This is a genomic window from Bradyrhizobium sp. USDA 223, from assembly GCF_044909005.1.
GTDB lineage: Bacteria > Pseudomonadota > Alphaproteobacteria > Rhizobiales > Xanthobacteraceae > Bradyrhizobium > Bradyrhizobium yuanmingense.
The window spans coordinates 3,477,458-3,490,611 of sequence record NZ_JBIYDR010000001.1 but is presented as its reverse complement, the minus strand read 5'-3'; the positions used below and the strand labels follow the sequence as shown (position 1 = coordinate 3,490,611).

Annotated in this window: 12 protein-coding genes and 1 pseudogene; 12 read left to right on the top strand and 1 reads right to left on the bottom strand. The window is 64.9% G+C overall.

Annotated features, from left to right (window positions below; genetic code table 11):
* Position 1: 1 nt before the first annotated feature.
* The 10 genes from ABIA40_RS16180 (at position 2) to ABIA40_RS16135 (ending at position 9,197) form a co-directional block, all read left to right on the top strand.
* Positions 2-769, top strand: coding sequence for a biotin/lipoate--protein ligase family protein (locus tag ABIA40_RS16180; RefSeq protein WP_404542056.1), 768 nt, complete (start codon positions 2-4; stop codon positions 767-769).
* Positions 766-1,305: a DUF6505 family protein gene (locus tag ABIA40_RS16175; protein ID WP_404542054.1), complete on the top strand. Its 540-nt coding sequence runs from the start codon at positions 766-768 to the stop codon at positions 1,303-1,305. Before ABIA40_RS16180 ends, ABIA40_RS16175 begins: the two co-directional genes overlap by 4 nt.
* Positions 1,302-2,309: a DUF6352 family protein gene (locus tag ABIA40_RS16170; RefSeq protein ID WP_404542052.1), complete on the top strand. Its 1,008-nt coding sequence runs from the start codon at positions 1,302-1,304 to the stop codon at positions 2,307-2,309. Before ABIA40_RS16175 ends, ABIA40_RS16170 begins: the two co-directional genes overlap by 4 nt.
* The gene (locus tag ABIA40_RS16165; protein ID WP_404542050.1) at positions 2,306-2,821 is read left to right on the top strand and encodes a DUF3305 domain-containing protein; all 516 of its coding nucleotides are present in this window, start codon (positions 2,306-2,308) and stop codon (positions 2,819-2,821) included. Before ABIA40_RS16170 ends, ABIA40_RS16165 begins: the two co-directional genes overlap by 4 nt.
* Positions 2,818-3,441: a DUF3306 domain-containing protein gene (locus ABIA40_RS16160; RefSeq protein ID WP_404542048.1), complete on the top strand. Its 624-nt coding sequence runs from the start codon at positions 2,818-2,820 to the stop codon at positions 3,439-3,441. The genes ABIA40_RS16165 and ABIA40_RS16160 overlap by 4 nt, the downstream gene beginning before the upstream one ends.
* Positions 3,442-3,570: 129 nt before the next feature.
* A complete protein-coding gene (locus ABIA40_RS16155; protein ID WP_404542045.1) occupies positions 3,571-4,350 on the top strand; it encodes a molecular chaperone TorD family protein in 780 nt (259 codons plus the stop codon).
* Positions 4,351-4,379: 29 nt separating this feature from the next.
* A complete protein-coding gene (locus tag ABIA40_RS16150) occupies positions 4,380-4,589 on the top strand; it encodes a twin-arginine translocation signal domain-containing protein (protein WP_404542043.1) in 210 nt (69 codons plus the stop codon).
* Positions 4,590-4,602: 13 nt separating this feature from the next.
* Positions 4,603-7,545, top strand: a complete 2,943-nt coding sequence (locus tag ABIA40_RS16145; protein ID WP_271541090.1) for a formate dehydrogenase subunit alpha — start codon at positions 4,603-4,605, stop codon at positions 7,543-7,545.
* Positions 7,546-7,558: 13 nt separating this feature from the next.
* Complete coding sequence (gene fdh3B, locus ABIA40_RS16140) at positions 7,559-8,155, top strand: formate dehydrogenase FDH3 subunit beta (protein ID WP_036005105.1); 597 nt, start codon at positions 7,559-7,561, stop codon at positions 8,153-8,155.
* Positions 8,156-8,195: 40 nt separating this feature from the next.
* Entirely contained in the window at positions 8,196-9,197 is a 1,002-nt protein-coding gene (locus ABIA40_RS16135; protein WP_128262429.1) for a formate dehydrogenase subunit gamma, read from the top strand.
* Between the two features lie 15 nt (positions 9,198-9,212).
* Here the strand turns inward: ABIA40_RS16135 and ABIA40_RS16130 are convergent, their stop codons facing one another.
* Entirely contained in the window at positions 9,213-9,413 is a 201-nt protein-coding gene (locus ABIA40_RS16130; protein ID WP_036023649.1) for a hypothetical protein, read from the bottom strand.
* Positions 9,414-9,738: 325 nt separating this feature from the next.
* Between ABIA40_RS16130 and ABIA40_RS16125 the strand changes: the two are divergent.
* Both ABIA40_RS16125 and ABIA40_RS16120 read left to right on the top strand, forming a co-directional pair.
* Positions 9,739-10,819: pseudogene (locus tag ABIA40_RS16125) on the top strand (HoxN/HupN/NixA family nickel/cobalt transporter).
* Positions 10,800-13,112 (top strand): TonB-dependent receptor, encoded by a 2,313-nt coding sequence (locus ABIA40_RS16120; RefSeq protein WP_404542040.1) that lies wholly within the window; start codon positions 10,800-10,802, stop codon positions 13,110-13,112. Before ABIA40_RS16125 ends, ABIA40_RS16120 begins: the two are co-directional and overlap by 20 nt.
* The last annotated feature ends 42 nt before the right edge of the window (positions 13,113-13,154 follow it).

The window sequence follows — 13,154 nt, the reverse complement described above, 5'->3', positions numbered from 1 at the left end:
AGTGGAGGACGGCCTGCCGTCGATCCCAGTGAGCCATGTTTCCGCGGCGGAACCGATCCACCTGCCGCCGCCGTTCACATTGGTGCGATTGCGCGAGAGCGGCGACGCTTTTGCCCATGCATGCCGCATCGCACCGGAGAGCGGCGCCGGAACGCTCGTCTATGTCGGCCGCTTCGACCTCGCCGAGTTCGCCGTGGTGCTCGAGCCGGCCGAGCCGTTGCGCAGTGCGCGGCGTGCGTTCTACGCAGGCATGGTCGCGCTCACCGACGCGCTTCGCGCCTATGCACCGCCGAGCAAGCCGATCACGATCGGCTGGCCGGATGCGGTCAGGATCGACGGGGGGCTGGTCGGCGGCGGACGGATGGGTTGGTGTTCCGGAGCTGACGAGGACGCGCCGCCGCCCTGGCTGGTCTTCGGCGCCATGATACGGACGGTTGCCATGAACGATGACGATCCAGGCGTCCACCCGCTGGCCTCGGCGCTTGACCAGGAAGGCTTTGGCGAGGCGGGCGCGGCGCAGATCACGGAAAGCTTCGCCCGGCACCTGATGCTGGCGCTGGACGGCTGGCGGGTCGACGGCTTCGACAGCGTCGCGCGCGACTATCTCACGCGAATGCCGCGTGAGAGGCAGACAGTGCAACGCATCGATGATTGCGGCGACCTCCTGACGCGCCGCATCGGGACGGAGACGATCGAACGGAGCGATCTGGTCCGGGCGCTCGCGGCGCCGTCCTGGCTCGATCCGGCCCTCGGAGGACCGCGCCTGTGAAACTCCTGCGCACGATCGCGCTCGATCCCTCCGACACCTTCGTGTTCGACGTGGCGGCAGAGCCGGGCGAATGGGCCGTCTCCGGCGCCTTCCGCTTCTGGGATTGCGATGGCGCGAAGCTCGAGGGCAAGGCCCGCGCGGCGTTTCGCGGTGGTTTCCTCGGGGTGCAATCCTGGGGCTGGTCGACGCTGGCGCAGATCGTTCCGGCGACCGCCGACGATTACCACGGCCTGGTCGATCTGCTGGCGAGGCAATTGGTCGATCGTTTCGGCGCGCCGGATATGGCGGCGGCGAAAACGGCCGCGGAAGAGGAGGTCGCTTTCGCCCAGTCGCTCTGCAGCCATCCCATCAGCTCGCTTATTGCAGTGCACCGCACCTCGAGCGACGGGGAGGTCCGCGAGTCGTTCCGCCGGCTGCAGCTCCGGGAAGGGCAGGGGCATGGCAAGGCGTTCTCGTTCATGGAGATGGAGGACGACGTCCAGCCGGACGGCGATCTCAGGCTTGCGGATCTCGGCCGGGAGCCGATCGTCCGATGAACGATTTCTGGATCGCCTGTGGTCATCATCTGCTCGATCGCGACGAGGGCGGCGGCCTGCGTGTCACGGACGAATTTCTCAAAGCCTATTTTGCCCGTCCCGAGCTGATGCCGCCGGACGACGCGTGCCCGGTCGAACGCCGGCTGCACCGCGATTTGCTCGCTGACCCGCGCCAGGCCGTCGGCGCCGGCGAGATCGCCGCGATTGCCGATGCGGATGCCAGGGAGAATTGGCAGTTCGTGCTGGCGTTCCGCGATCTTCTGCTGCGGCATCCGACGCTCGAAGCCGCCTATCTTGCCTGGGTGCGCTCAGGGGCGAACGATCTGCCGCCGCTGTTCGTCAACCAGCTCGTGCACGTCATCCTGCGCAACGCGCTCGACGGCTGCGACGACCCGTTCGTGCTGCGCGCGGCCGAATTGTTCTTCCGGATCCAGCGCGTTCTCCCACATGAGCACGCTTTGTTGCTGGGAGACGAGGAGGTCGTCGGCGGCCGGAGCCCGACCCCGGTGCTCTCGCTGATGTCGATGCTCGGCGCTACCACCGATGCGGTGGTCGAGGTGTTGGGCGAGGAGAATGCCGAGGCCTATTGGCACCGGAGCGACCAGTTCGACATGGCCCTCGACCTGACCGCCGATGGCCGCGGACCTGTAGCGCTGGCGCAGGCGATGACGCGTTGGGTCTCCCATCTGCTCGGCATCGATGTCGTGATCGAGCCGCTACGGGCGCTGCACGAGGCGAAGCTGACCTGGTATGTCGGGCTCGATGCCGATGCCACGAGGCTCGGCGACCGTCTGTGGCACGGCGAAGAGCTCGGCGAGCGCGACGCCGACCGTGTGCTCGCGCTGTTCCGGCTGACGTTTGCGGATTCCAGCCGTGCCCTCGACGATGTCGGGGGTGAGCCGGTCTACCTGATCCTATCGATGACGGCGGATCAGAAGCTGCGGATGAAGCCACAGAATCTGGTGACCGGGTTGCCGGTGAAGCGGCTGGAGATGGCGACATGAGCCCCGCGGCATTGCCGTCCCTCTCGATTGCCGTCGGCGTCGTGGTCGAGCGGCGCAAGGCCGACTCGCCTTGGGTCGATTTCATCTGGCGCGGAATTGCCGTCCTGCCGGACGAGCCGTCGACCCAACCCTGGACCGTGCTTCGCGAGCAGGACGGCACGACCCTGTTCTATGCCGGAAGCGCGACCATCGATCTCTATCCGTCGGAGACGGCGCGCTATCGCGACAATCTCGCCTCCGGCGGTCCGAGCATCTGGGTCGTGCTGTCGCCCGCGGAAGGCGCCTGGCCCTATACCGTCACCGCGGTGACCGCCGACCCCGCCGAGGGCGAAGGCTGTACCGAAGCCGCCGACAATCTCGTCGAGGCCGTGCCGATGCCGGAGGTGCTGCGCGAAGCGATTGAAAGCTTCGTGGCCGAGCACCATGTCGAGCGGGAGTTCGTCAAGCGCAAGCGGCGCCGTGCCGACCCGGAGGCGCTGGCGCGGCGCGAACATGAAGGCGGACAGGAATGAGTGAGGAGGACTTCCTTGCGCGTTGGTCCCGCCGCAAACAGCAATCGCGAGCGGAGCCGGCAAAGCCTGCCCCGGCGCAGCCCGCGCCGCCGCCCGAATCAAAAGGTGACGAGACTGAATTCGACCTATCGAGTCTGCCCTCGATCGACGAGATCAATGCTGCCACCGACATCACGGCTTTCCTCGGCAAGGGGATTCCTCGGGAGTTGAGCCGTGCGGCCCTTCGCCGCGCTTGGGCGACCGATCCCGCGATTCGCGACTTCGTCGGGCTTGCGGAGAATGCATGGGACTTCAACGACCCGACGGCGATGCCGGGATTTGGCCCGCTGGATTGCTCCTCGGAGGAACTGGCAGCACTGGTCGATCGCATCGTCGGCGGCGTGCGCGAGGCGGCTCAGTCTGCGGCCCAGTCTCTTGCCGAGGCATCGATCGAACCGGCGGATTCTCCGGCGGAATCGCATCAAGCCGATGTGGCACTTGTTTCCAATGTCGTTGAGCCGCCCGATGAGACGCGGCACCTGGCAATCCCTGCTGCAGTGCAACCGACAGTGGGTGACAGACCCGTGGATTCTGCGGAGCCGGTGAGGTCCCGCACGCATGGTGGTGCACTGCCGCGCTGACCCACGACCAAAGGCTATAGGGACAGGCTATGGCAGGCGATTGACCGTTGCAGGAACCCGGATTACGCTACCTACTGCTTTGTAACAAAAGCGATAATCGAGCAGACGGGACTTGGATGGGAGGTCCACGTGCGGGATGACGGGCTTGATCGAGCGATCGATGCCGCAGGCGGCATCGCTCAGCTTGCACGCAAAATAGGCATTAGCCAGCCCTCCGTGTCGAATTGGACCCGTGTGCCCGCACAACGGGTGGTTGCAGTCGAAACGGCGACCGGCGTCTCCCGAAACGATCTGCGGCCCGATCTTTACGGTGAGCCAGCCGGCTCCGCCGAACTCTTCGATTCCATCGATGCGGCGCGCGCGCAGGAATACGCCTTGCTCGCGGTGCTGCTGTCTGCGCCTCCGTCGAAGCGCCTGCTCGATCAGCTCGCCGCGCTCAGCGGAGACGCGACGCCGCTCGGGCGCGCGCATGCGGCGCTTGCCGAGGCCGCCTCGAACGCCGTCCCAGCGAAGGTCGAGCGGGAGTATTTCGATTTGTTTGTCGGGCTCGGCCGCGGTGAATTGCTGCCCTATGCTTCCTATTATCTCACGGGCTTTCTCAACGAACGGCCCTTGTCGCGCCTGCGCGGCGACCTGATGACGCTCGGCATCGAGCGTATCGCCAACGATTCCGAACCCGAAGATCACGCCGCCATCTTGTGCGAGATCATGTCGGGCCTTGCCGATGGCCGCTTCGATGCCTCGCACGAGGCGCAGCGCGCCTTCTTCGAAAAGCACGTGTCGCCATGGATGGGGCGGTTGTTCGCCGACATCGAGAACGCGGGGACTGCCCGTTTCTATCGCGCAGTCGGCGCGCTCGGCCGCAGTTTCATCGAAATCGAGACGGAAGCATTTACATTCGCCAGCTGACCGAGGCGCTTCGGTCCGGGAGAGATGCGATGAGTGACGAGACGAAAGCAAAGGTCGGACGCCGCGATTTCCTGCGCAAGGTCGGCTTGGGTACCGCCGGTGCCGGCGCGGCGCTTGCGACACCGTTGGTCGGGTCCGCCCAGGCCGACAATGAAACCAACGATGAGAAGCGCAAGGCGCGCTACAAGGAATCCGATCACGTGAAGACGTTCTACCGCGTCAATCGTTATCCGGCCTGAGAGGGAGGCTGCCGTGCTTATCAAGCGAACACACCAGCGTTCCGATCGCCGCGGTTCCGTCGCCGAATCCCTTGCGGGGCAGGGCGGGGGACTTGATCGCCGCACATTCCTGCGCAAATCCGGTCTGGCCGGCGGCGCGCTCGCCGCGCTCGGGGCCATACCGGTCGGCAACGTGCGAAAGGCGGAGGCGGCCGCCGCCGGCCCGCTCGCGGCCGGCGCCACCGTCAAGAAGAGCATCTGCACGCATTGTGCCGTGGGCTGCACGGTGACGGCGGAAGTCCTCAACGGAGTCTGGATCGGGCAGGAACCGAGCTGGGATTCGCCGATCAACCGTGGCTCGCATTGCGCCAAGGGCGCCTCGGTGCGCGAGCTCGTGCATAGCGATCGCCGCCTGCGCTATCCGATGAAGCTGGTGAACGGGCAGTGGACGCGCGTGTCGTGGGACACGGCGGTGAACGAGATCGGCGACAAGCTGCTGCAGGTTCGCGAAAAGTCGGGCAGCGATTCCGTCTATTGGCTCGGCTCGGCCAAGATGACCAACGAAGGAGCCTACCTGTTCCGCAAGCTCGGCGCGTTCTGGGGCACCAACAACACCGATCACCAGGCGCGGATCTGCCACTCCACCACCGTCACCGGCGTCGCCAATACCTGGGGCTATGGCGCGATGACGAACAGCATCAACGACATGCGCAACTCCAAGACGATGCTGTTCATCGGCAGCAACGCGGCGGAAGCGCATCCGGTCAGCATGCAGCACCTGCTCGAATCCAAGGAGCTCAACAAGGCGAATTTCATCGTCTTCGATCCGCGCCTGACCCGCACCGCGGCACATGCCACCGAATATGTCCGCATCCGTCCCGGCACCGACATTCCGGTGCTCTACGGCATGATGTGGCACATCCTGAAGAACGGCTGGGAGGACAAGGAATTCATTGCCCAGCGCGTCTACGGCTTCGACGACCTGCGCAAGGAGGTCGAGAAATGGAATCCGCAGGAGGTCGAGCGCGTCACCGGTGTGCCCGCCGCGCAGCTCGAGCGCGTCGCCAAGACATTCGCGACGGTCAAGCCCGCGACCATCATCTGGTGCATGGGCCAGACCCAGCACACCGTCGGCACCGCCAACGTGCGGGCGAGCTGCATCGCGCTGCTGATGACGGGCAACGTCGGCAAGGCCGGGGCCGGCGCCAACATCCTGCGCGGCCATGACAACGTGCAGGGCGCGACCGATGTCGGGCTCGATATCGTGACGTTGCCGTTCTACTACGGCCTCGCGGAGGGCGCCTGGAAGCACTGGTCCCGGGTCTGGGAGGTCGACTACGACTATCTCGTCTCGCGCTTCGACGAGAAGAAGCAGATGGAGACGCCAGGCATCCCGCTGACGCGCTGGTTCGATGCCGCGCTGTTGCCGAAGGCCGACGTCGCACAGAAGGACAACGTCAAGGCCGTGTTCGTGCAAGGCCATGCCAGCAACAGCATCACGCGCATTCCCGAATCGCTGAAAGGCCTGAAGGCGCTCGAGCTGCTGGTGATCGCCGATCCGCACCCGACCACCTGGGCGTCTCTGGCGGTCGAGGCCGGGCGCAAGGACGGCGTCTATATCCTGCCCGTGGCGACGCAGTTCGAATGCGCGGGATCGCGCGTCGCCTCCAACCGCTCGATGCAATGGGGCGAGCAGATCGTCAAGCCGATCTTCGAATCCAAGGACGACCTCGAGATCATCTATCTGCTGGCGAAGAAGTTCGGCTTCGCCGACAAGATGTTCAAGAACATCAAGGTCGAGAACAATCTTCCGGTCCCCGAGGACGTGCTGCGCGAGATCAACCGTGGAAGCTGGTCGACCGGTTATTGCGGCCAGTCGCCGGAGCGCATCAAGGCGCATATGAAGAACCAGCACAAGTTCGACCTGGTGACGATGCGCGCGCCCAAGGACGATCCGGAAGTCGGCGGCGATTATTACGGCCTGCCTTGGCCGTGCTGGGGTTCGCCCGAGGTGAAGCATCCCGGCTCGCCGCTGCTCTACAACAACAATCTGCACGTCATGGACGGCGGCGGCGCATTCCGTCCGCGCTTCGGCATCGAGCGCGAGGAGAAGCTGCCCGACGGCACGACGCGGAAGGTGAGCCTGCTCGCCGACAAGTCTTTCTCCAAGGGATCGGAGATCGAGGACGGCTATCCCGAGTTCACGCTGGCGAGCCTGAAGAAGCTCGGTTGGGACACGGATCTCACCGAGGCCGAGATGGCGACCATCCAGCGGGTCAACCCGGCCAATCCGGATGCGGTGTCTTGGGCGCTCGACCTCTCCGGCGGCATCCAGCGCGTCGCGCTGAAGCATGGCTGCGTGCCCTTCGGCAACGGCAAGGCGCGCATGAATGCGTTCGGTCTACCGGATCCGATCCCGGTGCACCGCGAGCCGATCTACACGCCGCGCGTCGACCTCGTCGAGAAGTATCCGACCTTGCCCGATGCCAAGCAGTTCCGTCTGCCCAACATCGGCTTCTCGGTGCAGAAGGCGGCGGTGGAGAAGGGGATCGCCAAGCAGTTCCCGCTGATCCTCTCCTCCGGACGTCTCGTCGAATACGAAGGCGGCGGCGAGGAAACCCGCACCAATCCGTGGCTCGCCGAATTGCAACAGGACATGTTCATCGAGATCAGCCCGGCTGATGCCGCTGACCGCGGCATCAAGGACGGCGGCTGGGTCTGGGTGAGCGGCGCTGAGAACAACTCGCGGGCCAAGATGAAGGCGATGGTGACCGAACGCGTCGGCAAGGGCGTCGCCTGGATGCCGTTCCATTTCGGCGGCTGGCTCGGCGGTAACGACCTGCGCAAGAACTATCCTGCCGGCACCGACCCGATCGTGCTGGGCGAGAGCGCCAACACGATCACGAGCTACGGCTACGATCCTGCAACCGGCATGCAGGAGCCGAAGGTCACCCTTTGTCAGATCGTCGCAGCCTGAGAGGAGCACGCACATGGCTCGGATGAAATTTCTCTGCGACGCTGATCGCTGCATCGAGTGCAACGCCTGCGTCACCGCCTGCAAGAACGAGCACGAGGTGCCCTGGGGCATCAACCGGCGGCGTGTCGTCACCATCAACGACGGCAAGCCGGGCGAGCGCTCGATCTCGATGGCCTGCATGCACTGCACGGACGCGCCCTGCGCGGCGGTGTGTCCGGTGAACTGCTTCTACACCACGGCCGATGCCGTGGTGCTGCACTCCAAGGACCTCTGTATCGGCTGCGGCTATTGCTTCTACGCCTGTCCGTTCGGCGCGCCGCAATATCCAAAGGTCGGAAACTTCGGCTCGCGGGGCAAGATGGACAAGTGCACCTATTGCGCCGGCGGCCCGGAGGCCGACGGCAGCAAGGAGGAATACGCGAAATACGGTGCGAACCGGCTGGCCGAAGGCAAGCTGCCGCTCTGCGCGGAAATGTGCTCGACCAAATCGTTGCTTGCGGGCGACGGCGAGATCATCGCGCAGATCTACAAGGAGCGCGTCATGAAGCGCGGCTACGGCTCCGGTGCGTGGGGCTGGAAGACCGCATATCGCGAGGCGATCGAGTCCTGAGGTGGCAACAGAAGGGCGCGCAAATACCGGGGAGGACGTGATGGCGTCATTTGGAAGGTTCATTCGCCTGGCGTTCGGCGTTTGCACGCTGCTTCTCTTGGCGATGGCGGCGCCTGCGAGTGCTCAGCAGGTCAATCCGACTGCAAGCGCGGTCAAGGAGCAGCAGCTTCTGCAGGAGCTGAACCGGATTCAAGGGCGTGTCAGCATTCCGGATCAGCGGTCCGGCGTTCTCGAGCAGCCGCAGGGGCGGGAATGGCGGGAATTCCGCATGGTGACGCTGCCCTGGATCGGCGGCGTTGCCATCATCGGCATGATCGCCCTGATCATGATCTTCTATCTCACCCGCGGCATGGTTCGACTGGAAAGCGGCCGCTCGGGCCGCACCATCGTGCGCTTCAACGGTTTCGAACGTTTCGTGCACTGGATGACGGCAACCTGCTTCATCATCCTGGCGATCTCTGGCCTCAACGTCACCTTTGGCCGGCAACTGCTATTGCCGCTGATCGGTTTCGAGGCCTTTTCCGAATGGTCGCAATGGGCCAAATACGCCCACAATTATCTGAGTTTCCCGTTCACGCTGGGGGTCGTCCTGATCTTCCTGATGTGGATCGGCGGCAACATTCCCAGCAAGGTGGATATCGAATGGGCCAAGCGGGGTGGCGGCCTGATCGGGCATGACCATCCGCCGGCCAATCGCTTCAATGGCGGCCAGAAAATGATCTACTGGATCGTCGTGATCGGTGGTGGGCTCGTCGCGGCGAGCGGCTATGCGCTGATGTTCCCGTTCTACGGCACGGGTATCGAAAGCATGCAGATGGCCCAGATCGTCCACTCCATTGTGGCGGTCCTGTTCGTCGCGGCGATGATCGGGCACATCTATATCGGCACCATCGGCATGGAAGGTGCGTTCGCGGCCATGGGCTCGGGCGAAGTCGACGTCAACTGGGCGCGCGAGCACCACAGCCTCTGGCTCGACGAGCAGATGGCGCGAACGGGACCGAACGACGGGCAGCGGCAACCCGCGACCGCAGCGGCCGAATAAAGCGAGCCTGCCCGCCTACCGCAGCTCTTTCGCAAACAAAACGGAGCGGTCCTGCAGCTCCTGCTCGGGAAGCTTGTCGGCCCGTCCCGTTTGCATGTCTTGAATGGACGCCATGCCGGGCTGACCGAAGTGAGGCACTGGATGCGGCCTGAATACGCTATTGGCCGCACCGGCGAGAAGCATGGCTGCGATTAGCGAGAGCATGAGGAGTTTCATGCGCGTCTCCGTCTGCCATCTCCACCCGGCACGATGAATACATCCGGATCGTCGAATCGGATGTGAGCCGCTTCACAGCGATGGGTTCCGTGGGCCGAGCTCCCCTGACGACAGTCAACTTCGGCGTCAAACTGGACATCTGCTTGCCAATACGAGCGCCCATCCCGCATCGGCGCGGTGATCCGCTGAGGCGGAATTCCCCCATCAGGCCAGCCATTTGGCTCGCATTCCGTCGGCTCGTCAGGGATCAGCGCGAAACTGGTCCGGCTCTTGCTCTTGTCAGTATGAGAAATCTTGATAAACGTCATACTGTAAAGGCGGGCGAATGGAACGAGTAGCGATGCGGACTTTGCGGGCGGTCGAGCCCGGAACGGTGGCGCTGCTTGGCGGGCTCGTCGCCGCCAACATCGCCGCATGGGCCTGGGCCTTCACGCTGTTCGGCGAGCGGCCGACGGTGATGGCGACCGCCTTGCTGGCCTGGGTGTTCGGCCTGCGTCACGCCGTCGATGCCGACCACATTGCCGCGATCGACAACGTCGTGCGCAAGCTGATGCACGGCGGCGAGACGCCGCGCAGTGTCGGCCTCTATTTCGCGCTCGGCCATTCCACCGTTGTCGTGGTGGCGACCATGCTGCTGGCACTGGGCGTCGTGAGCCTTGGCGGCGACAGCCTGCTCAAGGAGGTCGGCGGTCTCATCGGCACCTCAGTCTCGGCGCTGTTCCTGCTTGCGGTTGCCGCGATCAACCTCGTCATTTTCGTCGGCCTGTGGCGGACGTTTCGCGCGGCGCGGGAGCATGGCGTTCACGATGCTGCGCAGCTCGATGCGCTGCTTGCCAGCCGCGGTATTCTGGCCCGGCTGCTCGGCCCGATGTTCCGCCTGGTCACGAAGCCCTGGCACATGTACCCGCTCGGCTTCCTGTTCGGCCTCGGCTTCGACACCGCAACGGAGATCAGCCTGCTCAGCATCTCCGCCAGCGAAGCCGCGCGCGGCGCCTCGCTCGCCGATGTGCTGGTTTTCCCCGCGCTGTTCGCTGCAGGCATGGCGCTGGTCGACGCGGCCGATTCCGCGCTGATGGTGAGCGCCTATCGCTGGGCCTTCGTCGATCCCTTGCGCAAGCTCTGGTACAACCTCACGATCACCGGCGCCTCCGTCGCGGTTGCACTGTTCATCGGCGGGATCGAAGCGCTCGGCCTGATCGGGCGAGCGGCTCGGTCTCTCCGGCGGCGCATGGGCGCTGGTCGAGGACCTCAACGAGTCGCTTGCCAATGTCGGCTTTGTCGTGATCGCGCTGTTTGCGGTCGCATGGCTCGTCTCGGTCGTGCTCTATCGCCGCATGTTCGGGAACGAGCCTCGCCGCGCCGGCACGAAAGTTTTGGAATGCACCGATGCGACCGAGGCGGCCTGAGCACGGTCGTCACGGCGTCGCTTTGACGGCACTCTCGGTCTTGGCGCTGCTCGCGGATGACGGCCGCGCCCTCGCACAGAGCAATGACGCCTCACGCGAACTGCCGCCGGTCGAGGTCAGTGGCGGCGCCGCGCCCGGGCGCAAGATGACGGCCGCATCGCGCCGTGCCGCCAGACCGCCCGCGGCCGGCCGCCGCATCTTCGTGTCTTCCGCGACGGCGCAGGCGTCGGATCCGCGCAGCGCCGGCTCGGGTGCAAGGGCCGCAGCCGGCATGGCCAGCGAGATCACCGTCTCCGGCGACGAGATCAACGCACGCCCGTTCACACGGCCGGGCGAGGCGCTCGAAGCCGTGCCCGGTCTGATCGTGACGCAGCATTCCGGCGAGGGCAAAGCCAACCAGTATTTCCTGCGTGGGTACAATCTCGACCACGGCACCGATCTGGCGATCATCGTCGACGGCGTCCCCGTCAACATGCGCACCCACGCGCATGGCCAGGGCTATGCCGATCTCAACTGGCTGATCCCGGAAACCATCGCCGCAATGGACGTGCGCAAGGGACCTTACTTCGCCGACGAAGGCGACTTCGCCTCGGTCGGAAGCGTTCACATCGGCCTGATCGACAGCACAAGGCGGCTGGCGCAGGTGAGCGCCGGCGGCTTCGGTTACCGCCGTCTGCTCGGCATGGATTCCGCGAAAGTTGGCGACGGTTCGCTGCTGGTGGCCGGCGAGATCGGTACCTACGACGGCCCGTGGGACGATGCGGACAAATTGCGAAAGCTCAACGGCCTCGTGCGCTACAGCCAGGGCACCGCGACCGACGGCATGTCGGTCACCGGCATGGCCTACGTCAACAAATGGAATTCGACCGACCAGGTGCCGCAGCGCGCCATCACCAGCGGGCTGCTCGGCCGGTACGGTTCGGAAGATCCGAGCGACGGCGGTCATGCCAACCGCTTTGCGCTGTCCGGGCGCATCGCGCAGACCGACGACATCGGTTCATGGAAGGCCAACGCCTATCTGGTGAAGAGCCAGCTCGACCTCTTCAACAATTTCACTTACTTCCTCGACGATCCCGTGCTCGGCGACCAGTTCCACCAGCACGACGACCGCTTGATGACGGGCGCCAACCTCTCGCGCACGCTGAACGGCTCCTTTGCCGGCCTGCCGATGCAGACCATTTTCGGTCTGCAATCGCGCTATGATGCGATCGACCTCGCGCTCACCAATACGTTCCGGCGCGGCTTCATCGGCAATATCCGCAGCGACAAGGTCGGCGAGGGCAGCGTCGGGGTCTATGCCGAAAACACGGTGCGCTGGACCGACTGGCTCAGGACGACGTTGGGCTGGCGCGGCGATTATTACGCCGCCGACGTCACTTCTCTGTTCAACGCCGCAAATTCCGGCCGCGCCGATGCCGCGCTCGGCAGCCCGAAATTCAGGATGGTGCTTGGTCCGTTCGAACGGACCGAATTCTTCCTCGGCGCCGGCTACGGCATGCACTCGAACGACGCCCGCGGTGCGACCACGACGGAAGATCCCACCGATCCCGCGACAAGGCTCACGCCGTCGCCGCTCCTGGTGCGCACCAGAGGCGCGGAGGTCGGGGTTCGCAGCAGGATCATTCCCGGCCTCGACAGCTCTCTCAGCCTCTTCATCCTGGACCAGGATTCCGAGATCCTGTTCTCCGGCGATGCCGGCGATACCGCGGCAACCCGCGCCAGCCGCCGCTACGGCTTCGAGTGGACCAATCATTACCGGCCACGGTCCTGGATCGACATCGATGCCGATCTCGCAATGACGCATGCGCGCTTCCGCGGCCATGACGGCGAGCAGGCCGCGGTCTATGCCTCGCTCGCCGGCTATCCCGAGGCGCAGATCGGCAATGCGCCTGGCAACTACATTCCCAATGCCCCCGCGATGGTGGCATCGGCCGGAATAACGCTCGGCGAGAAGACCGGCTGGTTCGGCAGCGCGCGCTGGCGCTACATCGGCGCGAGCCCGTTGACCGAGGACAATGCGTTCCGCTCGCGACCGACCGGCCTCGTCAACGCGCGGCTCGGCTACCGCAGCGAGAACGGCTGGCGCATCCAGTTCGACGTGCTCAACCTCTTCAACAGCAAAGCGAACCAGATCACCTATGCCTATGGCTCGCTGTTGAAGACCGACACGCTCTACAATCTCTGCACATCAGGCACCGCACCGGCGGCCGTTTGTCAGAACGGCGTGATGGACTACGTGCTGCATCCGGTGGAGCCACTGACGTTCCGCGTCACTGTGGCCGGGACGTTTTAGGTTCATTGCGCGAGCGGTTTACCGGGCGAGCCTGCCAAAGCA